Origin of the sequence: Pseudomonas akapageensis (genome assembly GCF_011355085.1) — a bacterium.
Taxonomy (GTDB): domain Bacteria; phylum Pseudomonadota; class Gammaproteobacteria; order Pseudomonadales; family Pseudomonadaceae; genus Aquipseudomonas; species Aquipseudomonas akapageensis.
Genome location: NZ_VXCP01000001.1, coordinates 122313 through 146595 on the forward strand (window position 1 = coordinate 122313; position 24283 = coordinate 146595).

The following is a 24283-nucleotide window of genomic DNA, read 5'->3' on the forward strand; positions in this document are numbered from 1 at the left end:
ACTGAAGGCGTCGCCGACAGTCGAAGCACGATAACTTTCGTCTTACCCTCAAGGATCTCCATGTCGCTACTGAAACTTGCCTCCGTGGCTTTCCTCGCTCTGACGATGGGCGCCTGTCAAAGCCTGTTCCAGCCCAGCATGCAAGCGCCGCTCGAGGTCAAGCGCGATGCCTGGGAACATACCAAGCCCGGTTGTTCGACGGCTGACTGCCCCTTGGTGAACATCGACACCGTGCACTTTCCCGACGAGCCCGCGCTGGATGCAATCGTCGAACGCCGCCTGCTGCAGCTGACCGTCAATTCGCCAGGCGACCAGCCGCCCGCCTCACTCAAGGCCTACGAAGATCAATTCATGGCGCAAGCCGACAGCCGTCACAGCAGCTACCTGCAAGCCAAGGTACGCGAGCAGCATGACGGGCTGGTGATCATCGAATTGTCCAGCTACCTGGACACCGGTGGTGCCCATGGCAATCCGGGGCGCGGCTTCATCAACTATTCGCGTCAGCAGCACAAGGTGTTGACCCTGAACGACATGCTGGTGCCTGGCCAGGAAGCGGCGTTCTGGCAGACCGCGCAACTGGCTCACAAAGCCTGGCTGGCCAGCGTCAAGATGGACCAGGACGCAGAGTTCGTTAAAACCTGGCCCTTCCAGCAAACCCCGAATATCGCCCTGACCTATGGCGCGGTGATCCTCAAGTACAACGTTTACACCATCGCGCCCTACTCCATGGGCCACGTTGAACTGAAGATTCCTTACCCGCGCCTGAACGGCATTCTCAAGCCGGAACTCTTTCCTGGCCGCGGTTGAAGGCCCGCCCTAACAGGTATTGCAGCAACCCTGCCAGAATCAGCGATGGCAGGGTTGCCCCCACATCAGGATAGAGGTTGGCCAGCAAATGGTAGGTGCTGACGCCGCCCAGCCAGGCCAATAGCGCCGTCCCGTGCAAGGCCCGGACCACACCCTCGGCGCTGCGGCGACGCAGGATGAAGTGATCGACCAGCACGACGCCGAACAGCGGCGCGAACACCGAACCAATCAGCAGCAGGAAGTTCTGGTATTGCGCCAGCGGTGCCAGGCAGGCGATCAGCGTGCAGATGACGCCAATGGCCAGGGCCAGGTGTTCGACCTTCAAGCGCGAAAGCAGACTGCTGGAGACCGCCGCCGAGTGAATATCGGCGAAAGCGTTTTCCGACTCATCGAGCAGAATCAGCAGCAGCGGGAGTCCCAGGCCGGCACCGGCCAGCGCCAGCAGCAGGGCATTGACTTCACCACTCGGCGCGAAGGCCAGGGTGTAGGCCACGCCCAGGCTCATCAACCAGAAGTTACCGATGAAAAAGCCCACGGCCGTCCCACCGAAGACACTTTTGGCGCGGCGGCCGAAGCGCGAATAGTCGGCGATCAGCGGCAACCAGGACAATGGCATGGCGATAGCGATGTCGAAACCGACGGCGAACGACATCGAGCCATCGCCCGCTTGCGCCCACAATGCAGCCAGGTCGGCCTTGGCGAACAGGTTCCAGGTCAGCCACAGGCAGGCCGCGAGCAACAGCCAGATACCCCATTTGCGCAGGATCCGGCGCACGAAGGTCAGTGGCCCGCTGACCGCCAGCAGGGTCGCCAGGGCGCCGAAAAACAGCGTCCAGAGCAATGGATTGGCCCACAGGCTACCCTCGGTGAACGCACGGGCACCCAACAGGCTGGCGGCGTCGCGCATCACGATTATTTCGAACGAACCCCAGCCGATCAGCTGCAGCAGGTTCAGCACGGCCGGCAATGCCGCACCATGCTTGCCCAGGCTGAGCTTGAGCGCGGCCATGGACGACAGGCCGGTATCGCTGCCGATCACGCCGACCGAGGCCAGTAATAGCACGCCTACCGCCGTGCCAAGAAAAATGGCCAGCAAGGACCCCGACAGGCCCAGGCCGGGCGCCAGCAAGGCACCGGTCTGCAGCACCATCAGGCCGATGCCGAGGGAGAACCACAGGGAAAACAGATCGCGCGCGCCGAAGACACGTTGGGTCAAAGGCACGGCGAGGTCGGGGGAGTAAGTGCCGGGTGTGCTCACGGGGTGTATCTCTAGAGAGTGGCATTTTTGTTGCCTTTCGGACGTCATCGCGGGCAAGCCCGCTCCCACAGAGGAAATATTCACCCCTGTGGGAGCGGGCTTGCCCGCGATAGCGTCCGTACAGACAACCCAGGTATCAGCTCAAAACATCAAACCTTCTTGTACAACTGGCTGCCTTCCTGGCGGAACCGCTCGGCCTGCTCGCGCATGCCATCCTCGACGTCCACATCCACTGCGTCGATACGCTGGTTGGCCGCGTACTCACGCACTTCCTGGGTGATTTTCATCGAGCAGAACTTCGGCCCGCACATGGAGCAGAAGTGCGCGACCTTGGCCGAGTCCTTCGGCAGGGTTTCATCGTGGTAAGAGCGCGCGGTATCCGGATCCAGGCCGAGGTTGAACTGGTCTTCCCAGCGGAACTCGAAGCGCGCCTTGCTCAAGGCATTGTCGCGAATCTGCGCGCCGGGGTGGCCTTTGGCCAGGTCGGCGGCATGGGCAGCGATCTTGTAGGTGATGATACCCGTCTTGACGTCATCCTTGCTCGGCAAGCCCAAGTGTTCCTTGGGCGTCACATAGCAGAGCATGGCGCAACCGAACCAGCCGATCATCGCCGCACCGATGCCCGAGGTGATGTGGTCATAGCCTGGCGCGATGTCGGTGGTCAGTGGGCCGAGGGTGTAGAACGGCGCCTCGTCGCAGCACTCGAGCTGCTTGTCCATGTTCTCCTTGATCAGCTGCATCGGCACATGGCCCGGGCCTTCGATCATGCACTGCACGTCGTGTTTCCAGGCGATCTTGGTCAGCTCGCCAAGGGTTTCCAGCTCACCGAACTGCGCTTCGTCGTTGGCATCGGCAATCGAGCCCGGACGCAGGCCGTCGCCGAGCGAGAAGCTGACGTCGTAGGCCTTCATGATTTCGCAGATATCTTCGAAATGGGTGTAGAGGAAGTTTTCCTTGTGGTGTGCCAGGCACCACTTGGCCATGATCGAACCGCCACGACTGACGATCCCGGTCACGCGTTTGGCGGTCATCGGCACGTAGCGCAGCAACACGCCGGCATGAATGGTGAAGTAGTCCACGCCCTGCTCGGCCTGCTCGATCAGGGTGTCGCGGAACAGCTCCCAGGTCAGGTCTTCGGCCACGCCATTGACCTTTTCCAGCGCCTGGTAGATCGGCACGGTACCGATCGGCACCGGCGAGTTGCGGATGATCCACTCGCGGGTTTCGTGAATGTGCTTGCCGGTGGACAGGTCCATGACCGTGTCCGAACCCCAGCGAATGCCCCAGGTCAGCTTGGCCACTTCTTCTTCGATCGAAGAGCCCAGCGCGCTGTTGCCGATGTTGCCGTTGATCTTCACCAGGAAGTTACGGCCGATGATCATCGGCTCGAGTTCGGTGTGGTTGATGTTGGCTGGAATGATCGCGCGGCCGCGGGCGATTTCCTCGCGAACGAACTCGGCAGTGATCTCCTTGGGGATGCTCGCACCGAAGCTGTGACCGGCGTGCTGCTGCTTGAGCAGGCCCGCCGCACGCGCTTCCTGCAGCTTCATGTTTTCACGGATGGCAACGTATTCCATCTCGGCGGTGATGATGCCCTTGCGCGCATAGTGCATCTGGCTGACGTTGGCGCCGGCCTTGGCCCGCCGCGGGTTGTTCACATGAGCGAAGCGCAGTGCGGTGAGCTCGGCATCGTTCAGGCGCTGCTGGCCGAAGTTGGAGCTCAGGCCGCTCAGGCGCTCGGTGTCGCCACGGTCATCGATCCAGGCCGAGCGCACATCGCCCAGGCCCTTGCGGACGTCGATCTGCACGTTAGGATCGGTGTAGGGGCCCGAGGTGTCATAGACCAGTACCGGTGCGTTGATTTCGCCGCCGAAGTCGGTGGGGGTCACGTCCAGGCTGATTTCGCGCATGGGTACGCGAATGTCGGGGCGCGAGCCCTGCACGTAGATTTTTTGCGAACGGGTAAAAGGCTGCACAGACTGTTGGTCGACTTTGGCCGACTCACTCAGGTTGGCAATATTTTTTTCTTGTTTACTCATCACAGGCTCTCCAGACGGCATCCAGGCGGTGGAATGTCGGAGCGAACCTGAAAGGCACGGACGCACCATATATGGTGCTGTGCTGAGTCTCGGCGATGCCTGTTCAACCTGTGTGAATGGCTGAAACGACAATCCCGGACCAAGCACAAGAGGACTCGCCGGGAGGACGAGAAATCTTGTTCCCTACGCAGGCGCTAACCTGATCAGGTTCAACGGGATCCGGAATTATCCGATCTCAGCCTCAACGCAAGGCACCCCGACAAGAACGCGCCCAGTCTAGACAGAACTTGCGCATAACGCCAACCCCCTGTCATCAGGTTCGATAAATGGCGTAAATGGTGGATTGTTGCCGGATGCCGCGACAACTACACTCGCAGGGCTGGCGGAGCCAAGTGGCTCTGAAAATGGCAGACGAATTTTCGCCATTGGTATTTTCCACACTCCAAGGATCGCCTTATGCTGCGCAAACTTTCACTGGCCCTCGCCGTGTCTTGTGCTTCCAACGGATTGGTCTGGGCAGTAGAAGCGCCCTTATCCAATAAGACCGACCTGGTCAGCGTCTACCAGGAGGCCGTCAACAATAACTCCGACCTGGCCGCAGCCCAATCCGGCTATGCCGCCCAGAAAGAAATCGTGCCCCAGGCCCGTGCTGGCCTGCTGCCGAACCTGTCGGGTGGTGCCAATGCACTCAATACCCGCACTGAATTCGACGATCCCTCGATAACCGCCAAACGCAGTGGCATGTCCTGGCAGGCGACGTTGGCCCAGCCAGTTTTCCATGCCGAACGCTGGTTCCAGTTGCAGGCTGCAGAAGCGGTCAATGAACAGGCGGCCCTGCAACTTTCGGCGACCGAGCAGAACGTGATTCTGCAGAGCGCGGAAAACTACTTTTCCGTATTGCGCGCCCAGGATGGCCTGGCTGCGAGCAAGGCCGAAGAAGCCGCGTTCAAGCGCCAACTGGATCAATCCAACGAACGTTTCGACGTAGGCCTGTCGGACAAGACCGACGTGCTGCAATCACAGGCCAGCTATGACACCGCCCGGGCCAACCGGATCACGTCCCAGCGTCAGGTCGACGATGCCTTCGAGGCCCTGATCACCTTCACCAACCGTCAGTACATCTCGATCCAGGGCATGTCCCATACATTGCCCGTAGTGACCCCGACTCCGAATGACGCCAAGGCCTGGGTCGACACCGCCACCCAGCAGAACCTGAACCTGTTGGCGACCAATTACGCGGTCAGCGCTGCCGAAGAGACCCTGCGTCAACGCAAGGCTGGCCATGCGCCTACTGTCGATGCAGTGGCCCAGTACCAGAAAGGTGACAATGACAATCTCGGGTTCAGCAACCCGGCCGCGAATGTGCATGGTGACATCGCGCAAACCAGTATCGGCCTGCAGTTGAACATTCCGATCTACAGCGGCGGATTGACCAGCTCACAGGTGCGCCAGGCGTACCAGCAACTCAACCAGACCGAGCAACAGCGCGAAAGCCTGCGTCGCCAGGTGGTGGAAAACACCCGCGATCTGCACCGCGCGGTCAACACCGACGTCGAACAGGTGAAAGCGCGCAAACAGTCGATCATTTCCAACCAGAGCGCTCTGGAAGCCACCGAGATCGGCTACCAGGTGGGTACCCGCAACATCGTCGACGTACTCGATGCCCAGCGCTCGCTCTATACCTCGGTACGCGACTACAACAACGCTCGCTACGACTACATCCTCGACAACCTGCGACTCAAGCAAGCGGCCGGGACCCTGAACCCTTCGGACCTGCAGGCCCTGCTCCCCTACCTGAAGCCGGACTACAACCCGGACAAGGACTTCCTGCCGCCGGACCTGGCCAAGGCGGCAGCGGCGCAGTTGAATTCCAGACCCAACAATGCCAAGCCTGACAATGCCAGACCCAATGGCTCCAATCCCGATACCTATCCCGACTATTGAGCCCGGCCGAGCAATCGCCCCAGGCCATCCAGCAGGCGCCGCAAGGCGCCTTGATTGGCACGCATCACCGCCACCCCCGCCGCGCCCATCTTGCGGGCATCTTGCGGCAACTCGAACAGCCGCTGTACCGCCACGGCCAGACCGGCCGCATCCTCGACTTCCTGCAGCGCCCCCGCCTCACGCAACATCGCGGCGATTTCAAGGAAGTTGAACAGGTGTGGTCCGCTCAGGACAGGCTTCGACAAGGCAGCGGGCTCCAGAAGGTTATGCCCGCCATTGGCGACCAGGCTGCCGCCGACGAAGGCGCTATCTGCCAGCGCATATAGAAACAGCAACTCGCCCATGGTGTCGCCAAGCAGGACTTGAGTCTGTGCAGCGACCGCCTGGCCGCTGGAGCGGCGCACGGTCGCGAAACCTTGTTGCTGGCACAGATCGAAAACCCCATTGAAGCGCTCGGGATGACGCGGCACCAGGATCAACAGGGTATCCGGGTGGCTGGCCAATAATTGCCGATGCGCCGCCAATATCACCTCATCCTCGCCTTCGTGGGTACTGGCAGCGATCCATACCGGACGCTTGCTGGCCTGCCACTGCTCGCGCAGGTCCGCGGCGCGCTCGAGCAACTGTGTATCGATGGTCAGGTCGAACTTGATCGAACCGGTCACTTCAACACATTCAGGACGCGCCCCGAGCTGGCGAAACCGCTCGGCTTCGGCTTCGGTCTGGACGGCGATGAAACTCATTTCCTCAAGCATCGGCCGGGTCAGACCGGCAAAACGCGCATAGCCGCGCGCCGAGCGCTCGGACAGGCGCGCATTGGCCAGGGCCACCGGTATGCCGCGCAGGGCGCATTGATGGATATGGTTGGGCCACAATTCGGTTTCCATGATCACCGCCAGTTTCGGCTGGATCCGCTCAAGAAAACGCGAAGCCGCCCACGGCAAGTCATAGGGCAGATAGCAGTGTTGAATGCGGCTTTCACCGGCGAACAACGCCTTGATGCGCTCTGAACCGGTCGGTGTCATGCAGGTGACGGTAATCGGCAAATCAGGGTAGCGCTCGAGCAAGGCCCGGATCATCGGTGCGGCTGCGATGCTTTCGCCGACCGATACGGCATGCACCCAGATGCCGCCGGTACGCAGGGCTGGCAAGCCAAAGGCGAAGCGTTCGCCAATGCGCCGGGCATAGGCCGGTGCCTTGCGTGAGCGCAGGTACAGACGTAGCGCCACCAGAGGCAAGCCGAGATGAAACAAGAAGGTATAAAGGGATCTATTCATGGCGCCGAAGTGTACTAGCCAATGGCTCGCAAGTGCAGTGCAAAGCGCTCGGCAAGCCAGAGCGCGGCGGGGCCCAGCGGTTCGTCTCGGCGACAGACCAGCTCCACTACCAGCGCCGGGGGCGTCCATTCACTGGCAAGCTCCACCATTTGGCCCTGGTAGGCGGGGTATTGCACCACATGCCGAGGCAGCCAGGCCCAGCCAAGGCCTCGCATCAACAGCTCAGCCATGACGTAGAAGCTGTCGGCGCGCCAGATTTGCGGACTGATCGGTTCACCACCGGGGTAACCACTCTGCTGTGGAGCAATCAGCAACTGGCGGTGGCGCGCCAATTGCTGGCGGCTGACATAGGCTTGCGTCGCCAGGGGGTGGTTGACCGCACATACAGTGACCATCTCGACACTGCCCAGGGCCTGGCGCTCCAGCGCCGACGGCATCTGCTCGTGGTGAAACAGCAGGCCAAGGTCTGCACGGCGTTCGACCAACTTGCGCGCCACATCACCCTGTGCACCGCTGGACAGCTGGACTTCGACCAACGGGTAACGCTCGGCCAGCTCATCCAGGCTGTCGAGCACCGGCTGATAGGGCATGGCTTCATCCTGGGCGACCCGCAACTGCGCCTCCTGCCCGCGCATCAGCGCCAAGGCACGGCCGTCCAGGCGCTCGCATTGACGCATCAGCTCCCTCGCCTCTTCGAGCAACACGCTGCCCGCTTCGGTCAGGCGCGGCTGACGCCCGCTGCTGCGCTCGAACAGTGTCACGCCCAGATCAGCCTCCAGCATAGCGATTGCGTTGCTGATAGCCGACTGCGCCTTGTGCTGCTTGCGCGCCACAGCCGAAAACGAGCGCTGTTCCGCCACGTCGACGAATAAACGGATCTGCTCGAGATTCCATTGTTCGCTCATCTCAACCTATCTCCATATCAGATAGGTAATGACTTTACCCCATCTGAGCAACCTCTAGAATGCCAGTCACATCAGAGGAGATTACGACATGACTGCCTACTACTACCTGGCCATTGCCATCTGCGCGGAAGTGATCGCCACCGTTTCCATGAAAGCCGTCAAAGGCGTCAGTACGCCGCTGCCGCTGATTCTGGTGATCGCGGGCTATGCCCTGGCATTCTGGATGCTGACACTGGTGGTGCGCAGCATTCCGGTTGGGGTGGCGTATGCGGTCTGGGCCGGCATGGGCATTGTCATGGTCAGCGTGGCCGCCTTGTTCATCTACGGGCAGAAGCTCGATGTACCAGCCATGGCAGGCATGGCCCTGATCGTCCTCGGCGTGGTGGTCATCCAGTTGTTCTCGAAAACCGCCGGACATTGATCTGACGCATCAGGCTGTATACTGCGCTCCTGTCCCAGCCTGTGAGGTCGATTCATGCCATCCGTTATTTCCACCGACATATTGATTGTCGGCGCAGGGGTTGCCGGCCTCTGGCTCAATGCCCGTCTGCGCCGGCTGGGTTATTCGACGGTCCTGGTGGAAAGCGCAAGCCTTGGCGGGGGGCAGAGCCTCAAGTCTCAGGGCATCATTCACGGCGGCGCCAAGTATGCGCTGCATGGCGCCCTCACCGGCGCCTCCGAGGCGATTGCCGACATGCCCCGTCGCTGGCGTGAAGCGCTGGCGGGCAATGGAGAGCTGGACTTGTCGGGGGTACGCTTGCTTTCCGAAGCCCATTACTTGTGGTCACCGGGCACGTTGGCCGGCAACCTGACCAGCTTTTTCGCCAGCAAAGCCGTGCGCGGCCGTGTCGATCAGGTCAAGGGGCAGGACCTGCCACCGGCGCTGCAGGACCGGGCATTCAAGGGCAAGGTCTACCGCTTGGCCGAACTGGTGATCGATGTCCCCAGCCTGGTCGAACGCCTGGCGGAACTCGCCGGCGACAGCCTGCTGGCAGGCCAACGAATCCAACCCCTGAAAGAAGGCGAAACGCTGGTCGGGCTGCGCGTGGACGATCGCGAAATCCGCGCCCAGCGCATTGTGCTGAGTGCCGGCGCTGGCAACGCCGAACTGCTGGAAGCCTTGGGCCTGAACCAGCCGGCCATGCAAAGACGCCCTCTGCACATGGTGCTGGCCAAGGGGCCGAGCCTCAAACCCCTCTATGCTCACTGCCTGGGCGGCGGGCCGAAGCCGCGCGTAACCGTTACCACTCACCCGGCCGCCGATGGCCAGTGGGTCTGGTACCTGGGTGGGGACCTGGCCGAGGCCGAAGGGGTCGCGCGCGAACCTGAAGCGCAAATCGCGGCGGCGCGGAAAGAAATCTCCAATCTGTTGCCCTGGATCGATCTCAGTCAGGTGCGCTGGGCGACCCTGCGCGTCGATCGCGCCGAACCTGCACAATCCGGGCTCGTGCGGCCTGACAACGCCTTCCTGGCCGAACAACAGTCATTGATGGTCGGCTGGCCAACCAAACTGGCCCTGGCCCCGGACTTCGCCGACCGCGTGCTGGGCGCCCTGGAACGTGACGGGATCAAGCCCGGCAACCTGCCGGCCCTGCCAGAGCTGCCTAAACCACCGCTCGCCCAACCTGTCTGGGAGCAACTGCTGCCATGACCCTGCCGACCCTGCACGATCTGCACCGCCCCTTGGGCAGCACCGGCCTGAGCGTTTCTCCGCTCGGGCTGGGCACGGTCAAACTGGGCCGCGACCAAGGCGTCAAATACCCCAATGGTTTCACCATCCCCGATGACCAGCAGGCACGCCTGCTGCTCGATCAGGCGCGCGGACTGGGCATCAACCTGATCGATACCGCCCCGGCCTACGGACGCAGCGAAGAGCGTCTCGGCCCGCTGCTGCGCGGCCAACGCACAGACTGGGTGATTGTCAGCAAGGTGGGCGAGGAGTTCGAGAATGGCCTTTCGCATTTCGATTTCAGCACGCAGCACACCCGTCTCTCCGTGGAACGCAGCCTGAAGCGACTGGAAACCGACTTCATCGACCTGGTGCTCGTCCACTCCGACGGCAATGACCTGAGTATTCTGAACGACTGCGGTGTCTACGAAACGCTTGCCGAACTCAAGCGCGAAGGCAAGATCCGCGGCTACGGCTTTTCCGGAAAAACCGTCGAAGGTGGTCTCAAGGCACTTGAGCAAGGCGATTGCGCCATGGTCACCTACAATCTGAACGAGCAAAGCGAAAAACCCGTCATCGATTACGCCGCCACCCATGGCAAAGCCATTCTGGTCAAGAAAGCCCTGGCCAGTGGGCATGTGTGCCTGAGTCCCGGCGTCGATCCTGTGCGGGCAAGCTTTGAATTGCTGTTTGGCCATCCGGGCATTGCCAGTGCGATCATCGGGACCATCAATCCCGTGCACCTGGCCCATAACGTGGCCACTGCCGCTGCCGTACTACGCCAGCGTTAGTGCCGCTTCACGCGGCCGACCCCAACACAAAGGAGCCGACATGCCGCGAACCCTGATCAGAAAGAATCCCGGCAATTTCAAGACCCTGCCGTTGCATGTCGAAGCGACTCCCGATGGATTGAGCTACCACAGTATCGGGATGCCGCTGAACTTCGCCCAGACCCTGCAACGGCGCAAACAGATTCAGATCGGCGACAGCGAGCGCTTCAGCGTGGAGCTGGCCAACCTCGGCGTGTCCGTGCGCCTGACCCTGAACTGGCAGAACCGGGACTACTGGGTATTGGTCCGCCAGCGCCGCCAGGACCGGGGCGATGTGGTGCTCAAGCTGATATCGGGGTATGTGCCGGCCCATGAACTGACACTGCCTCTGCATACAGCCATTCAGGAAGTCGCCGAAGAATGCCTGCTGGAAACTCCCGAAGGCTGGCTGGGTGGGCGCTTCAACGAAACCTGGCTACCGGCGCCCTATGCCGGCGCCCTGCACTACCGCGATGCCATGCCGTTCAGCCTTACGCCGCTTTCCGGCGCCGCGAGACCCGTACGCTGCGGCAGCATGCACTTGATCGAGCGGCCACGGGCTTATGTTCATTTGCCAACCGCCTCCTTGCAGTTGATCTACGACTTGCGCCTGCATGTCCCCAGGGAAGCCAAGTCCCTGAGCCTGTTCCATGTCGATGAACGCCTGGAAAAAGACCAGTTGGTCGCGCGCCTGAACCGCAACAGCCCTGACTTGTACCTGATGCCGCTCAATGAAGGCCATCCCCGTCCCGAGCTGTACACCTTGACCCGTGATCAACTGCAGCCGGCCAGCACCCGCGGCCTCTACCTCGCCGAGAGTTTCGCAAGGCAGGAAGGCTGGCTGGTGAAGGAAGAAAGAATTCGCTGGAAGGATTGGCTCAGGCAACAAGGCCTGAGCGAACCGCAAAGGCCGCGCTCAGGCTTGCAACACTTGACTGGAAAGGCTCGACAGCTGATGCAGATAGCGCGCGGCAGCCTGAACAAATAACCCGCACTTCAGTTCTTGCGGATCTTCTCGACAATGGCGGTGGTGGAGCTGTTTTCCACCAGCCCCAGCACCTTCACCACCCCGCCATAAGCCTTGACGATATCGGCGCCGACCACCTGCTCGACGCCATAGTCGCCGCCCTTGACCAACACATCGGGCTTGACCTGGCTGAGCAGATTCGAAGGGGTGTCCTCAGGGAAGCTGATGACCCAATCCACCGCGCCCAGTCCGGCCAGGACCGCCATGCGCCGATCAACGCTGTTGATCGGCCGCCCCGGACCTTTCAAGCGGCTGACCGAGGCATCGTCATTGACGGCAACGATCAATCGATCCCCCTGGGCACGGGCCTGCTCCAGGTAAGTCACATGACCGGCATGCAAAATATCGAAGCAGCCATTGGTGAAGACGATTTTTTCTTTGTGCGCACGCGCATCGTCGATGGCCAGTAACAGTTGATCCAGGCTCAGCACACCACGCTCGGAGCCCTCTGCGCGCTGAATGGCGCGACGCAGCTCCGGTGCGCTGATGGCTGCGGTACCGAGCTTGCCGACCACGATACCGGCGGCCAGGTTGGCCAGCCCCACGGCATGGGGCAATTCCTCGCCTGCCGCGATTGCCGCCGCCAGGGTAGAAATAACCGTATCGCCCGCACCGGTCACATCGAAAACTTCACGGGCCCGGGCCGGCAGGTGCAATGCCGGATGATCCGGCCGCAGCAGGGTCATGCCGTGCTCACCCCGCGTCACCAGCAAGGCGCCAAGCTCCAGCTCGTGCATCAGCTGTGCGCCCTTGGCAACCAGATCCGCCTCATCGGCACAGCGGCCCACGATGGTTTCGAACTCACTGAGGTTTGGCGTAATCAGGCTGGCGCCACGGTAAATCGAGAAATCCTTACCCTTGGGATCCGCCAACACCGGGATGCCCCTGGCCCGCGCAGCCTGGATCAGGCTTTGGTGGTTTCTCAATGCACCTTTGCCATAGTCCGACAACACCAGGACCTTGACGCCGTCGAGCAAGGTGTCAACCTCAGCCCCCAGCGACAATGCATCCGTGGCGAAGGGCTCTTCAAAATCGATACGCAGCAATTGCTGGTGACGGCTCATCACCCGCAGTTTGACGATGGTCGGTTGATGGGCGATACGCTGGAAAACAGCACGCACGCCGGCAGCCTTCAGGCTGTTGGCCAGACTTTCGGCAGCCTCGTCCTGGCCTGTGACACCCACCAGGGAAGCGGGCGCACCTAGCGCGGCAATGTTCAAGGCAACGTTAGCCGCACCGCCCGGACGGTCCTCGATCTGCTCGACCCTGACCACCGGCACCGGGGCTTCAGGCGAGATTCGTGAGGTACCGCCATGCCAATAGCGGTCGAGCATGACATCGCCGACCACCAACACTGGGGCTTGATCGAATCGCGGCATGGACAACTTCATGGAGCAACCCACATACAAAATGAAAAGGGGGCGATATTAGCACAGGCTTGGTGCTGCCTTGAGCGATTGCCGTGCCATCATCGCAGGCGATTGGATTAAAGCAGCGATTTGGCATCGAGGCGAGCCAGTCGCCCCGATGCCCTGTTTCAGGTGATGTCCGCTTTGGCAGGCTCGTCCAGCCCCATGGCGTGCAACCTGGCGTAAAAACCATTTTGCGCCAGCAGTTGGGCATGGGTGCCACGCTCGACGATACGGCCCTGATCCATTACCAGAATCAGGTCGGCTTTTTCGATGGTCGACAGGCGGTGAGCAATAACCAGGGTGGTCCGGCCTTTCATGACCTGGTCGAGTGCTGCCTGGATATGCCGCTCGGACTCGGTATCAAGTGCCGAAGTGGCTTCGTCGAGAATCAGCAGCGGTGCGTTTTTTAGCAGGGCTCGCGCGATTGCCAGGCGCTGGCGCTGGCCGCCGGAAAGCAGCACGCCGTTTTCTCCGACCTGGGTATCGAACCCCTCGGGCAGCTGATCGACGAAGTCCTTGGCATAGGCATCTGCCGCGGCGGCTTCGATCTGCTCACGAGGAGCACCTGCCAGGTCACCATAGGCGATGTTGTTGGCCACGGTGTCGTTGAACAGCGTGACATGCTGAGTCACCTGGGCGATATGCCGACGCAGGTTACGCAGGCGATATTCTTCGGTATCGACGCCATCGAGCAGGATCTGCCCCTGCTCATGGTGGTAGAAGCGCGGTATGAGGCTGGCCAGGGTTGACTTGCCACTGCCCGAACGCCCAACCAGGGCAATCATCTGGCCAGGCATCGCGGTAAAGCTGATATCGCTGAGCACCTCACGGTCCGTGCCCGGGTAGGTAAAGCTGAGATTACGTACATCCAGCTGCCCGCTGACGCGATCACGCTCGACCGTGCCCAGATCCACTTCAGGCTCGACGTCCAGTTGTTCGAAAATGCTTTCAGCACCGGCAACGCCTTTCTGGATGGTCGAGCTGACTTCCGATAGCTGACGAATCGGCTTGGGCAAAAGACCGGCGGCGGTAATGTACGCAACCAGGTCACCGGCGCTCGCATCGCCGCGCAGAAAGAGCACCAGGAACATCAATGCAGCCATGGCGGTGTAGATCACCAGCTGCAGCATGGGTGTATAAATCGCACCGGTCTTGGTCATGCGCAATTGCTTGTCGGTGTTGCTCTGGCTGGCGTTGGCGAAACGCTCCTGCTCGTAACGTTCACCGCCGAAGCTGCGCACCACTCGGTAACCCTGAATGGTTTCCGACGCCACGTGGGTCACATCACCCATCGCGACCTGAATCTTCTTGCTCTGTTTGCGAAACTTCTTGCTGGATTTACCGACCATCATGGCAATCAACGGCAGAATCGCCAGCATGACCAGCGTCAGCTTCCAGTTCATCCAGATGAGATAGCCGAACAGGAACACCACGGTCAGCCCTTCTCGGATCACCACTTTGATCGCATCCGTGGCAGCACCGGTGACCATGGTCACATTGAAGGTGATACGTGATATCAAGTGGCCAGAATTGTGGGTATCGAAGTAGCGATTGGGCAAGACCAGGAGTTTGTTGAATAACTCGAGGCGCAAGTCATGCACCAGCCCCAGCGATACTTTGGCCAGAAAATAGTTACCCAAGTATGAACCCAGCCCCTGCCATGCAGCGATCAGCACGATCAACATCGGCACGGCTTGCAGCAATTGCAGATCACGCAGATAGGGCACATTGGGGAACAGAGCCGCCTCGGGGTTGCTCAAGCCGTCAACGAAGTACTTGAGGATGCCAGCCAGCATTGGCTGTGTAGATGCGAAGATCACGAAACCAACGATACTGAGCAGGAAGATGCCCACATAAGGCTTCACGTAGTTCAGCAGTCGGAAATAGATTTTCAGGCTGGAGGATTCGCGGTTCGCTGGCGTGTTCATGGGCATCGATACGATAAAAAGAGCCGAAATACTAGCACAACCCAGGAGCATTGGGCCTTAGGTCACCAGCTGAGGTATCATGGCCGCCATTTTCGAAGGAGGCCGCATGCGCGCACTCGCTTACTCTGACTACCAAGCCTTACGCAGAGATGCCGAGGTCATAGAAGCTGACTTCTTCGGAGACAAGGTTTTACGCCTTGCAGACGGCAATTTCATGAAGCTGTTTCGGCGCAAGAGACTGATTTCGTCGGCAGCGTTTTTTCCCTATGCCAAACGCTTCGCCCGCAATGCACTGGCGCTCAAGAAGAGCGGAATTCCTTGTCCTGAGGTTCTGGCAACCTATCGAATTGCCGATATTGCTCGCGACGTTGTGCACTACCAACCGCTGCCCGGCCAGACACTCCGCCAGCTCATTGCCGACCCCGCACAATTCAATGATGCAGCCTTGACCGGGAAGTTCGGACGGTTTGTCGCGCAGCTGCACAATCTGGGCATTTATTTCCGTTCATTGCACTTAGGCAACGTGATCATGACCCCAGACAATGAGCTGGGGCTGATCGATATCGCGGACATGCGTATCCTCCGCCGGCCATTGCGCAAGAACCTGTGCCTGCGTAACTTTCAACACATGCGTCGTTACAAAAATGACCAGGCGTGGTTATTTCAAGACCAAGGAAAGCTGTTCTTCGATAGCTACATTGAATACAGCAACCGCGACTGGAAACTCCAGGCCCTCACAGAAGGCCTGATGCTGGTCAGCTAACTACTTGGAGTAATACCGGGCGTTTGCGACTTGTCCGTGCACAGTGCCAACACGAATGGAATCCAGACTACCATCCACATCGCGCGTGCACCTCCAAACAGGATAAACACGTCGAATTGAATCGAGACTGTAGCAAATACCCAGACCATCAAGATGGACATGCCCAGAGTTTCCACCCGACACCGCCAGAGGTGGAAGCCGAGCCAGAACCACAAGAACAGCCAGACTGCAGTGAATACCACGCCATACTGTACCGCTGTATCCAGAACGAAGTTGTGACAATGGCCAAACGCCTGCTCCCCTGCAGTAACTTCGTAGTCACTACCGAACCCGATACCCCGCCATGGATGTTGCTGCACAAGATCCCATGCGCCACGAATCAACGACAGTCGCTCGGAATCGCCACGCTGTAACAATGATGGATTGATCATCAATAGCGCCACAACAGACATGAGGATGCTCAGGGCGATCGCCCTGTAAAACCGCCCACCCCCCACAAGAACGATCGACCCGGCCACGACAGCCAAGGCCAACATCGCACCACGACTACCGGTCAGCACAACAAAGGCAATGGAGCAAGCCTGGAGCAAAGCCCAAACGACACGCGCACCGTTATGCCTTGGCCACCAGGAACAACTCAGCACGACAAGAAAGGCAATGGTGTATCCAGAAGGGTTCGGGTTATCCATGAACCCGCCGAATCCATACATTCGATCAATTTCGCGGAATGGATAAGCAATCAATGCAGCCAGTGAATAGAGGCCCGCGAGCGCACCAAACATAATCAACATGGTCTGGAGTTGACGCCTGAACACTCGTCCCCAGACGATCCATCCCAGCAGCACCAGCAAGAAGAACAACTCGCGCTTGATGAGCGTCAGATATCGATCAACGCCAATACTCCATGCAAGCGACCCTAGCGACCATGCAAAAATAAGAAAAAACAGCCACAACTCCTTACGCGCCAGCACGGCTTCGCGGAAGCTCTGAAATTGCCGAATCACAAGGTAAAGGCAAGGCAGGTAAACAAACACGATCAACAGACGATCGTAAAATTTCAACGTCGGGGTAAGCATCACTCCAGCGACGCTCCAGAACAAGCCAAACCCCAACAACAATCCAGCAATACCAAAACGATCACGGATTGATCGCAATTGCGCTTGCCCTTCGGCAATGCCCCACATCCAAAAGCGATGCTGCTGGAACAACTGATTCACTTGACACCTTTGGGCTTGCTAAATTTTAAAATGAAACGCCTGAACCGCTTCCACATCAATCGATTCCAGCGATGGACTGGAACACTTGCAAATAGAGTGCAAGCGAACTTTTTGTCCATGACAACCGATTCTTTCAGCGCTTTATTGATAATCGCCAGTCTTGCAGCCTCATAGGCTGGATTTCTTCTATATTCTTCGATGACCTGCATATCGTAAGTCAGCTGACTTTTATATGCTGTTTTGGAAATATTGGTATCGTGGCGACGATAGAGGGTCACCCAGTCCGGCAGGATGTCCACCTTGTAATCGAGTTCAGCGATTTTCAGCGTCATCTGAAAATCCTGGACCTTGATCGACGGGTCGTACCCCCCCACCCTGTCGATGGCCTCACGCCGGTACATGGCTACCGGCGCACCCACGGCGTAAGCTTCTGCAAGCAACCGATCGAAGCTCCAACGCTTGACCACTCCGCCATCCGGATCCTCGTGTTTGATCGGCTTGCCATTGGAATCGATGTAGATAACCCTGGCCCCGAGCAACCCGACCTCCGGATGCTCTTGCATATAGCTGACCTGACGACGCAACCGACCAGCGAGCATCACATCGTCTGAGTCGTGAGTGATCACGAACTCGCCGGATGCATGGCTGAGGGCGTTGTTAAGAGCAGCGCTGACGCCCTGATTTTCCTGCTGATAGAACTGGAAATTGTAAATCTGACGCAGCGCCTCGATTTTTTCAGCGCTGGAGTCGCTTGACCCATCATTCACTACAATCAGTTCAAAATTGTCATAGTCCTGCTGAAGGATGCTCAGCAGGCACTCCTCGATGTAGAGTTCATGATTGAAGCAAGGCACCAGAATCGAGACTAGCGGCCATTTTATGTTATTCACACTTGATCCTTAGCGACTCGCTGCGATACCCACCACCCTCCCCTCTGACCAATTTTCCAGAACAGGTATCAAGCCAACCCGACAATGGACACAGGGGAACACGGATGTTACGAAATATCAAATTGACATCATCATTTGCGGTGAATATCTGTTTCAAATCAAATCCCCAGCGTAACGCGCAACCTCTCCAACCAACTGAGTGGTGCTTGTACTCGCAAATCAGGCTCAAGCTCACGTACGATCCGCGCGCCTATCTGTTCGAATCTGAATTGCGACTCTGCCAGATCACGACCATTGACGGCAATACGCGCAGCCAGCTCCGGGACTTCGCGTAACAACGCCAGTTTTTTCTGCAGTTGCGGGACATCGCTGTAGAGCACCACGTTATGCATGTCTTGCAGCCCCAGCGCACGACTCTCCGCTTCACCCTGATCGAATGCCAGCAGGACGCAGCCACAGGCCATGGCCTCGAAATTCTTGATCATGTACTCGCCCATGCCGACATCCGCGCTTACGAAATACCGGATCCGGTTCAAGGTAGCGCAGTAGTCTTCACCGGAATTGGTCCGGGTGACGACCAGGTTCTCGACCCGCCCCAATTCATCGAGCAGGGCCTTGCGGCCACTGTAGGCAACACTGCCGGTACTGCCAACGAAAGCCAGTTCGATATCCCGCTCGCGCCCCTGATCGTTCAGCAATGTCTGATCGTACCCCTTGGGTACGAAGACCGCGTCGAAGCCCTCCTGGCGCAGGCGTTCGCTGACCATGAAGCCGGAACTGATTACCCGCGCCCACGGCAGCTTGCGGTAATGCGCACTGAACTTGCCCGTGTATTTGCACGGGATGTAGTTCTGGTAGGCATCATGCTCGAGGATGACGAGGTTGGGGACAGTCCTGATAAAGCCGACCTGGCGTATTTCCTGCTTGAAGCGAAGGAAGAAGATGATCCGATCATATTTCGTGACATCGATTTCACGGCGAAAATAGCCACGAAGATTTCTCTGCTCCGCACTGCTCAGCCACCGCAAGTCACACTCGCAATGCGCCGCGATGCCCTCATACAGGCGATCGAGAATGGCACGCTGCTCTTTCTGCACCAGAAACAAAACTCTCATCATCTTCCTTGCCGCAATTCTCGGCCACGCACGTTCCGGTTATACATCGATGCGCCAGAACATTTCATGTCTACGCACGGCCTTGCGAAAAAACTCGTTCTCGCCATAAACCGAACCCTGTCGACCGGCCAGCACACGCTGCAACACTCGCCGCACCCGCCGTTTCAAAGGTGGTCGCGGTTGCAGGTCATGCATCATACCGAGCGCCATCGCCTTGTCGCGCTGTTGCGCAAGATCAAGCGATAAGCAATAAGGCAGCCAAGTCTGTTCGGTCTCAAGCACCGGTGGCAGGGCGACACCTGCTCCTGAGTCTCCCATGGGCCAACGGTCATTATCATGAAGATGATTGGCATAGCTCAGCAACGTCTCGGGCTGACATGGCAAACCCTGCAAGGCTTGCAGCACTGCTTGCTGTGCACAGATATGGTCTGGATGCGGGTCCAGCGACGGCTGCGGCATGACCACGACTTGTGGCCTGGCCAATGACAGCAAGGCTCGCAGGTCGGCCAGCAGATTGTTCCAGGTCGGCGCACCATCGGCGTCACCGGGCAAGGTCAAGGTGTTGAACTGCCTGAATAGCCGGGTATCGCCCAAGTCCGCCTCACGCGATGGGATCGGCTGATCGGGCATCGCCTGCATGGCTGGCAGTTGCAAACAGAAATATCCCAGTTGAACACAATGCGCCTCTGGCACCCCGGCCCAACGCGGCACTGTCTGGCTGTCCCAGGCTCGCAACCGCCCCTTCATGCGCGCGGCTTCGGCCGGGGGCAGCCCCATTTGCTGGTAATGCTCGGCTTCGATCTCGCCTGCCGTCAGGGTCACGATCCAGGTTTCGGCGGCCTGGCTGTACAGCCCGTAGGCTGCAAGCTCGGCATCGTCGGCGTGGGGAGCAATGACCATGACCCGTTGTTGACGATAGTCCGGGTGACGAAATACCCACAAGGTGGGCTCCCCGAACAGACGACAGAAGCGCCCGCGAAGGCGCAAACTACCTTCCAGCAGCGGACCAGCCAGCCCCGTCAGGTTCAGGTAACGCTTGCCCTTGACCCCGCGCTCGAAAGCTTGCCGGTCGGATTGCCCGCCCCCCGACAGCTCCACTGCCGGATCCAGGAAACGCCCCAGCCAACTGCTCCTGAGCTGCACACTCAGCACCAGGGTTTCATCTCCCTGCAGGCTCAACGGCTGCTCGAGTACCAGGCGATCGTCATCAAGACGAACTTTCACTTGCTCGCTGTCTTCGGGAAAGCGGTACTGATAGTCCTCGCTCGGCGAATAGAACAGGTGATCGGCAAACCAGGCTTCGTGAGCCATCCAGCCCAATACCGCCAACAGCAAAGGCAACCACCAGGCCACCAGCATGCCAATGGCAAGCAGCAGCACCAGCCCCAGCAACAGGCCCAGACGCTTGTTGCGTCGATGACGCTTGAGGAGCTGCTGCTTGCGGCTCAAACCTGGAATACCGGCACGGGGTTGCACCAACGATCCTTGTAGTCGCGATCAGCGCGCCCAAAGGAAAATCGCAGCGGCTTTTCCCTGGCGCGGGCATCTTCCCAGGCACTTTGAGTATTGAGGAAACTCAATACGCTGCCCGGACTGAACGCCCGCGTCTGCGGGTCGACACCACCATTGATGTACTCGACACTGATCCACTCGGGCGCTTCGACTCGATAGACCAACTGAATGGCGATCGGCGCGTCGTCCAGGAACACGACCGAACCGATCAACAGCGGACGCAAGCGTTCGATCACTTCGGCCATGCGTTCGGCACCGGTCGCCGGAAACCCCCAGCGGCGCTGGAACAGATCGCAGTAGATGCTGGCAAGTTCGGCACTGCTGAAATCAGTGACCGGCCGTATCACCCCTCCAGCCTCTTCGAGCAAGCGCAGTTCGCGGCGCTGGTTGTAACGGAATTTTTTCGAAAGGTCTTCCGGCTCGCGGGCCATGGCGAGACTTTCAGGCTGCGGCTTCAAATCACTGAAGCGGCCCTCGTTGAGCGCCGAGAGATATCGTCCGGCGTGACGCAACGGCGCCTTGGCATCGGCGGCGGCCGGCAGGATCAATTCGGCGTTGCCCAAGTCGAACAAGCCCTTCTTGCCGCGGCGCTTGAGCACTTCCTTGGACAAGGCCAAATGCCGACCCCAGGTCGGGATCGCCGCCCTGATGTCGCCGTGCTGCTCCCAGGCCAGGTAGCGCACCGGGATTTGCGCCAGATCGGCAAGTTGCTCGATGACCAGCGGGTGGGTTGCCACGCTGCCGCCGAAACGCTGCCAGGTTTGTGCATAAGTCGTGGCATCCACCACCGTCCATCCGCGCTCGCGCCAGCCTTGAATTCGGTTGAGCATCAAGCCTCCGCGATCAGATCGGTGACTTGCGGCAGTCGCCAGAAAGCCTCACGCACTGCGTGATCGGAAAAGCGTTCATGCAGACGTTGCTGCATGAGTTCGGCGCAAGCCCCACGCTGCTCGGCATCAAGGGATGCCAGATGGATAAGGCCCTGCGCCAGATGCGTGGCATCGCCAAGCGGAAACAGGATGCCGACACCCTCGACCACTTCCTTGGCACCGCCACAGGCAGTGGCCAGCAGAGGTACGCCGGCAGCCATCGCTTCAAGCAGGACCATGCCGAAAGGCTCGTGATCCGAGCTCAAGGCAAAGACATCGAAAGCACGGAAGTAAAGCCGCGCGTCAGGGACCTGGCCGGCAAAGATCACCTGGGCACTGATACCCAGTTCATGCGCCAGTTCCTTCAGGTCCTGCTCAAGCCGGCCCTTGCCCATGATTACCAACTGAGCCGGCTTGGGCAGGCTCGGCAATGCCTGGGCGAAACCGCGCAACAGGGTAGCCTGATCCTTGTCTGGATGCAGGCGACCAACATTACCGACAATCCACGCATCACTGGCCAGGCCCAGCGACTCTCGCGCCTGGCTGGCCGGCAATTGCGAAGCCTGCAGGGCCTCGGTATCGATGCGGTTGTAGAGGGTGCGGATCCGCCCGGTCGGCCAATTGGGCAGACACTTACGCATATCATCGCGCACTGCGTCGGATACGCCAAGCAGGCTCAGGCGTTTGCGAAACAGGTGAGCAAAAAGCTTGCGCGTACGCCGTTGGTAATCGCCAAAGGCGTGGTGCACACCGATGACCGGCAGGTTGGTGCCGAGCAAGGCAATGTAAATCGGCTTGAACCGATGAGCGATGCAGAAGCTGAAATTGCGCGAGGCGGCGATCTTGCGCAGATCCCGGATGGCGCCCAGCTTCAGGCCGCGCACGGCACTGGAGCTGTATTCGAGAAACAGGACTTCGTCGGATGCGCAGCCCGCGGTGACTTCCGGGTCGGCGACCCCGGTGAGAAACACCGTGGTCACCCGATAGCCGCTGCCGGCGAACAGGCTGGCGTATTGCCGCGCGCAGTCCAGGAACGGCCCGTCATAGCCGTGACAGAACTGCAGGACGCGCCGTTCAGCCGAGCGTGTCATAGGCATCCGCGCCGTCTTTGACCACCAGGATGTCTTCCATGATCAGGTATTGCAGGTCGGAGCCGAAGAACATGTTCAACGCGTCGGTCGGCGAGCAGATCATCGGCTCACCCCGGCGGTTCAGCGAAGTGTTCAAGGACACACCGTTGCCGGTCAGGTCTTCGAGTGCCTTCATCATGTCGTAGTAGCGCGGGTTGTATTCGCGCTTGAGCACCTGGGCACGGGAAGTACCGTCTTCGTGCACCACTTCGGGCACACGGGTCTTCCACTCTTCAGCCACTTCGAAGGTGAAGGTCATGAAAGGCGCAGGGTGATCGACCTTGATCATCTGCGGGCCGACGGTGTCGAGCATCGACGGGCAGAAGGGCCTCCAGCGCTCACGGAACTTGATCTGTTCGTTGATGCGGTTGGCTACGCCAGGCACGCTTGGGCAACCGATGATCGAGCGCCCCCCGAGCGCGCGCGGACCGAACTCCATGCGGCCCTGGAACCAGGCCACCGGGTTGCCGTCGACCATGATCTTGGCAATGCGCTGCGGCATGTTGTCGATCTTGCGCCAGACCGGCTTGCTGGCATGACGGGCACAGGCTGCGATCACATCTTCATTGGAGTAAGCCGGGCCGAGATAGACGTGTTCCATCTTCTCTACCGGTACGCCACGGGCATGGGACACGTAAGCCGCCGCACCGACTGCAGTACCGGCATCGCCGGATGCCGGCTGTACGAACAGCTCCTTCAAGTCGGGACGGGCGATGATCTTCTGGTTCAGCTTGACGTTCAGCGCACAGCCGCCAGCGAATGCCAGCTTGCCGGTTTCCTTGAGGATGTCGCCCAGGTAGTGGTCGATCATCTGCAGCGCGAGCTTCTCGAACAGCGCCTGCATGCTGGCCGCGTAGTGAATGTACGGCTCGTCGGCGATGTCGCCTTCGCGCTTCGGCCCCAGCCACTCGATCAGTTTCGGCGAGAAGTAGAAGCCCTTGCCCTTCTCTTTGTAGCGACGCAGGCCGATGACGTTGGCGTATTCGGTGTTGATCACCAGCTCGCCGTTTTCAAAGCTGGCCAGGCGCGAGAAATCGTATTTGCTGGCGTCGCCGTACGGGGCCATGCCCATGACCTTGAACTCGCCGTCGAGCATCTCGAAACCGAGGAATTCGGTGATCGCGCCGTACAGGCCACCCAGGGAGTCCGGATCGAAGAACTCCTTGATCTTGTGAATCTTGCCGTTTTCACCGTAGCCGAAGAACGTCGTGGCGTATTCGCCCTTGCCGTCGATGCCGAGGATCGCAGTCTTTTCCTTGAAGCCGGAGCAATGGTAGGCACTGGAAGCGTGCGCCAGGTGGTGCTCGACCGGCTCGATCTTGATCTTCTTCGGATCGAAGCCCAGCTGCTGCAGGCAGAAAACGATGTGTTTGCGGTAGCGCTTGTAGCGGCGGTTGCCCATCAGCAGCGCGTCGAGGGCGCGATCCGGTGCATACCAGTAACGCTTGGCGTAGTGCCAGCGCGCCTTGCCGAACAGGCTGATGGGGGCGAACGGAATCGCCACCACATCGACATCCGAAGGCTTGATACCGGCTTGCTCCAGGCAGAACTTCGCCGACTCATAGGGCATGCGGTTCTTTGCATGTTTATCGCGCACGAAGCGCTCTTCTTCAGCGGCGGCGATCAGCTTGCCGTCGATGTACAGGGCCGCGGAAGGATCATGGCTAAGGGCGCCGGACAGGCCAAGAATCGTCAATGCCAAGGGTCGAGCC

General features: G+C 59.6%; 20 protein-coding genes and 1 riboswitch. Of the genes, 7 read left to right on the forward strand and 13 right to left on the reverse strand.

Annotated features, from left to right (window positions below):
- Positions 1-60 precede the first annotated feature (60 nt).
- Positions 61-807 carry an RsiV family protein gene (locus F2S13_RS00535; protein ID WP_166357929.1) on the forward strand — a complete coding sequence of 249 codons (747 nt, stop codon included), beginning with the start codon at positions 61-63 and terminating at the stop codon, positions 805-807.
- Here F2S13_RS00535 and cytX read toward each other — a convergent pair.
- Both cytX and thiC read right to left on the reverse strand, forming a co-directional pair.
- Positions 776-2113, reverse strand: coding sequence for a putative hydroxymethylpyrimidine transporter CytX (cytX, locus tag F2S13_RS00540; protein WP_246237665.1), 1338 nt, complete (start codon positions 2111-2113; stop codon positions 776-778). The two genes, F2S13_RS00535 and cytX, sit on opposite strands and share 32 nt — an antisense overlap.
- Before the next feature lie 101 nt (positions 2114-2214).
- Positions 2215-4104: a phosphomethylpyrimidine synthase ThiC gene (gene thiC, locus F2S13_RS00545; RefSeq protein ID WP_166357933.1), complete on the reverse strand. Its 1890-nt coding sequence runs from the start codon at positions 4102-4104 to the stop codon at positions 2215-2217.
- Between the two features lie 163 nt (positions 4105-4267).
- Positions 4268-4373, reverse strand: a riboswitch (TPP riboswitch).
- Positions 4374-4560: 187 nt separating this feature from the next.
- On the opposite strand from thiC, the gene F2S13_RS00550 reads away from it, so the two are divergent.
- On the forward strand, positions 4561-6048 hold the full coding sequence (locus F2S13_RS00550) for a TolC family outer membrane protein (protein WP_166357935.1): 1488 nt from the start codon (positions 4561-4563) through the stop codon (positions 6046-6048).
- On the opposite strand, the gene waaA is transcribed toward F2S13_RS00550, so the two are convergent.
- Entirely contained in the window at positions 6042-7325 is a 1284-nt protein-coding gene (waaA, locus tag F2S13_RS00555; RefSeq protein ID WP_166357937.1) for a lipid IV(A) 3-deoxy-D-manno-octulosonic acid transferase, read from the reverse strand. The two genes, F2S13_RS00550 and waaA, sit on opposite strands and share 7 nt — an antisense overlap.
- Before the next feature lie 14 nt (positions 7326-7339).
- Positions 7340-8230 carry a LysR family transcriptional regulator gene (locus tag F2S13_RS00560; protein WP_166357939.1) on the reverse strand — a complete coding sequence of 297 codons (891 nt, stop codon included), beginning with the start codon at positions 8228-8230 and terminating at the stop codon, positions 7340-7342.
- Between the two features lie 88 nt (positions 8231-8318).
- Between F2S13_RS00560 and F2S13_RS00565 the strand changes: the two genes are divergently transcribed.
- Genes F2S13_RS00565 through F2S13_RS00580 form a run of 4 tightly spaced genes read left to right on the forward strand, consistent with a single transcriptional unit; the run spans position 8319 to position 11696 of the window.
- Complete coding sequence (locus F2S13_RS00565) at positions 8319-8651, forward strand: DMT family transporter (protein ID WP_166357941.1); 333 nt, start codon at positions 8319-8321, stop codon at positions 8649-8651.
- 54 nt (positions 8652-8705) lie between these two features.
- Positions 8706-9881: an NAD(P)/FAD-dependent oxidoreductase gene (locus F2S13_RS00570; RefSeq protein WP_166357943.1), complete on the forward strand. Its 1176-nt coding sequence runs from the start codon at positions 8706-8708 to the stop codon at positions 9879-9881.
- Positions 9878-10690 (forward strand): aldo/keto reductase, encoded by an 813-nt coding sequence (locus F2S13_RS00575; RefSeq protein ID WP_166357945.1) that lies wholly within the window; start codon positions 9878-9880, stop codon positions 10688-10690. The genes F2S13_RS00570 and F2S13_RS00575 overlap by 4 nt, the downstream gene beginning before the upstream one ends.
- Positions 10691-10730: 40 nt before the next feature.
- Complete coding sequence (locus tag F2S13_RS00580) at positions 10731-11696, forward strand: metal ABC transporter ATPase (RefSeq protein ID WP_166357947.1); 966 nt, start codon at positions 10731-10733, stop codon at positions 11694-11696.
- 8 nt (positions 11697-11704) lie between these two features.
- On the opposite strand, the gene hldE is transcribed toward F2S13_RS00580, so the two are convergent.
- Positions 11705-13126, reverse strand: a complete 1422-nt coding sequence (gene hldE / locus F2S13_RS00585; RefSeq protein ID WP_166357949.1) for a bifunctional D-glycero-beta-D-manno-heptose-7-phosphate kinase/D-glycero-beta-D-manno-heptose 1-phosphate adenylyltransferase HldE — start codon at positions 13124-13126, stop codon at positions 11705-11707.
- Between the two features lie 146 nt (positions 13127-13272).
- Positions 13273-15075 carry a lipid A export permease/ATP-binding protein MsbA gene (gene msbA / locus F2S13_RS00590; RefSeq protein ID WP_166357951.1) on the reverse strand — a complete coding sequence of 601 codons (1803 nt, stop codon included), beginning with the start codon at positions 15073-15075 and terminating at the stop codon, positions 13273-13275.
- Between the two features lie 106 nt (positions 15076-15181).
- Here msbA and F2S13_RS00595 point away from each other — a divergent pair, with 106 nt between their 5' ends.
- Complete coding sequence (locus F2S13_RS00595) at positions 15182-15838, forward strand: protein kinase family protein (protein ID WP_246237667.1); 657 nt, start codon at positions 15182-15184, stop codon at positions 15836-15838.
- On the opposite strand, the gene F2S13_RS00600 is transcribed toward F2S13_RS00595, so the two are convergent.
- From F2S13_RS00600 to F2S13_RS00630, 7 genes are all read right to left on the reverse strand, one after another.
- Complete coding sequence (locus tag F2S13_RS00600) at positions 15835-17055, reverse strand: O-antigen ligase family protein (protein ID WP_166357953.1); 1221 nt, start codon at positions 17053-17055, stop codon at positions 15835-15837. The two genes, F2S13_RS00595 and F2S13_RS00600, sit on opposite strands and share 4 nt — an antisense overlap.
- On the reverse strand, positions 17052-17945 hold the full coding sequence (locus F2S13_RS00605) for a glycosyltransferase family 2 protein (protein ID WP_343046961.1): 894 nt from the start codon (positions 17943-17945) through the stop codon (positions 17052-17054). The genes F2S13_RS00600 and F2S13_RS00605 overlap by 4 nt, the downstream gene beginning before the upstream one ends.
- Positions 17946-18103: 158 nt before the next feature.
- Positions 18104-19060 (reverse strand): glycosyltransferase family protein, encoded by a 957-nt coding sequence (locus tag F2S13_RS00610; protein WP_166357955.1) that lies wholly within the window; start codon positions 19058-19060, stop codon positions 18104-18106.
- Positions 19061-19099: 39 nt separating this feature from the next.
- Positions 19100-20536, reverse strand: a complete 1437-nt coding sequence (locus F2S13_RS00615) for a PIG-L deacetylase family protein (protein WP_343046962.1) — start codon at positions 20534-20536, stop codon at positions 19100-19102.
- Positions 20506-21402, reverse strand: coding sequence for an antimicrobial resistance protein Mig-14 (locus tag F2S13_RS00620; protein WP_166357957.1), 897 nt, complete (start codon positions 21400-21402; stop codon positions 20506-20508). The genes F2S13_RS00615 and F2S13_RS00620 overlap by 31 nt, the downstream gene beginning before the upstream one ends.
- The gene (locus F2S13_RS00625) at positions 21402-22532 is read right to left on the reverse strand and encodes a glycosyltransferase (protein ID WP_166358456.1); all 1131 of its coding nucleotides are present in this window, start codon (positions 22530-22532) and stop codon (positions 21402-21404) included. Before F2S13_RS00625 ends, F2S13_RS00620 begins: the two co-directional genes overlap by 1 nt.
- The gene (locus tag F2S13_RS00630; RefSeq protein ID WP_166357959.1) at positions 22516-24273 is read right to left on the reverse strand and encodes a carbamoyltransferase family protein; all 1758 of its coding nucleotides are present in this window, start codon (positions 24271-24273) and stop codon (positions 22516-22518) included. Before F2S13_RS00630 ends, F2S13_RS00625 begins: the two co-directional genes overlap by 17 nt.
- Positions 24274-24283: the final 10 nt, after the last annotated feature.

Excerpts from the sequence above, each read along its gene's own strand:
- F2S13_RS00535 (WP_166357929.1), top strand. The coding sequence starts at position 61 with ATGTCGCTACTGAAACTTGCCTCCGTGGCTTTCCTCGCTCTGACGATG.
- cytX (WP_246237665.1), bottom strand. The coding sequence starts at position 2,113 with ATGACGTCCGAAAGGCAACAAAAATGCCACTCTCTAGAGATACACCCC.
- thiC (WP_166357933.1), bottom strand. The coding sequence starts at position 4,104 with ATGAGTAAACAAGAAAAAAATATTGCCAACCTGAGTGAGTCGGCCAAA.
- F2S13_RS00550 (WP_166357935.1), top strand. The coding sequence starts at position 4,561 with ATGCTGCGCAAACTTTCACTGGCCCTCGCCGTGTCTTGTGCTTCCAAC.
- waaA (WP_166357937.1), bottom strand. The coding sequence starts at position 7,325 with ATGAATAGATCCCTTTATACCTTCTTGTTTCATCTCGGCTTGCCTCTG.
- F2S13_RS00560 (WP_166357939.1), bottom strand. The coding sequence starts at position 8,230 with ATGAGCGAACAATGGAATCTCGAGCAGATCCGTTTATTCGTCGACGTG.
- F2S13_RS00565 (WP_166357941.1), top strand. The coding sequence starts at position 8,319 with ATGACTGCCTACTACTACCTGGCCATTGCCATCTGCGCGGAAGTGATC.
- F2S13_RS00570 (WP_166357943.1), top strand. The coding sequence starts at position 8,706 with ATGCCATCCGTTATTTCCACCGACATATTGATTGTCGGCGCAGGGGTT.
- F2S13_RS00575 (WP_166357945.1), top strand. The coding sequence starts at position 9,878 with ATGACCCTGCCGACCCTGCACGATCTGCACCGCCCCTTGGGCAGCACC.
- F2S13_RS00580 (WP_166357947.1), top strand. The coding sequence starts at position 10,731 with ATGCCGCGAACCCTGATCAGAAAGAATCCCGGCAATTTCAAGACCCTG.
- hldE (WP_166357949.1), bottom strand. The coding sequence starts at position 13,126 with ATGAAGTTGTCCATGCCGCGATTCGATCAAGCCCCAGTGTTGGTGGTC.
- msbA (WP_166357951.1), bottom strand. The coding sequence starts at position 15,075 with ATGAACACGCCAGCGAACCGCGAATCCTCCAGCCTGAAAATCTATTTC.
- F2S13_RS00595 (WP_246237667.1), top strand. The coding sequence starts at position 15,182 with ATGCGCGCACTCGCTTACTCTGACTACCAAGCCTTACGCAGAGATGCC.
- F2S13_RS00610 (WP_166357955.1), bottom strand. The coding sequence starts at position 19,060 with ATGAGAGTTTTGTTTCTGGTGCAGAAAGAGCAGCGTGCCATTCTCGAT.
- F2S13_RS00620 (WP_166357957.1), bottom strand. The coding sequence starts at position 21,402 with ATGCTCAACCGAATTCAAGGCTGGCGCGAGCGCGGATGGACGGTGGTG.
- F2S13_RS00625 (WP_166358456.1), bottom strand. The coding sequence starts at position 22,532 with ATGACACGCTCGGCTGAACGGCGCGTCCTGCAGTTCTGTCACGGCTAT.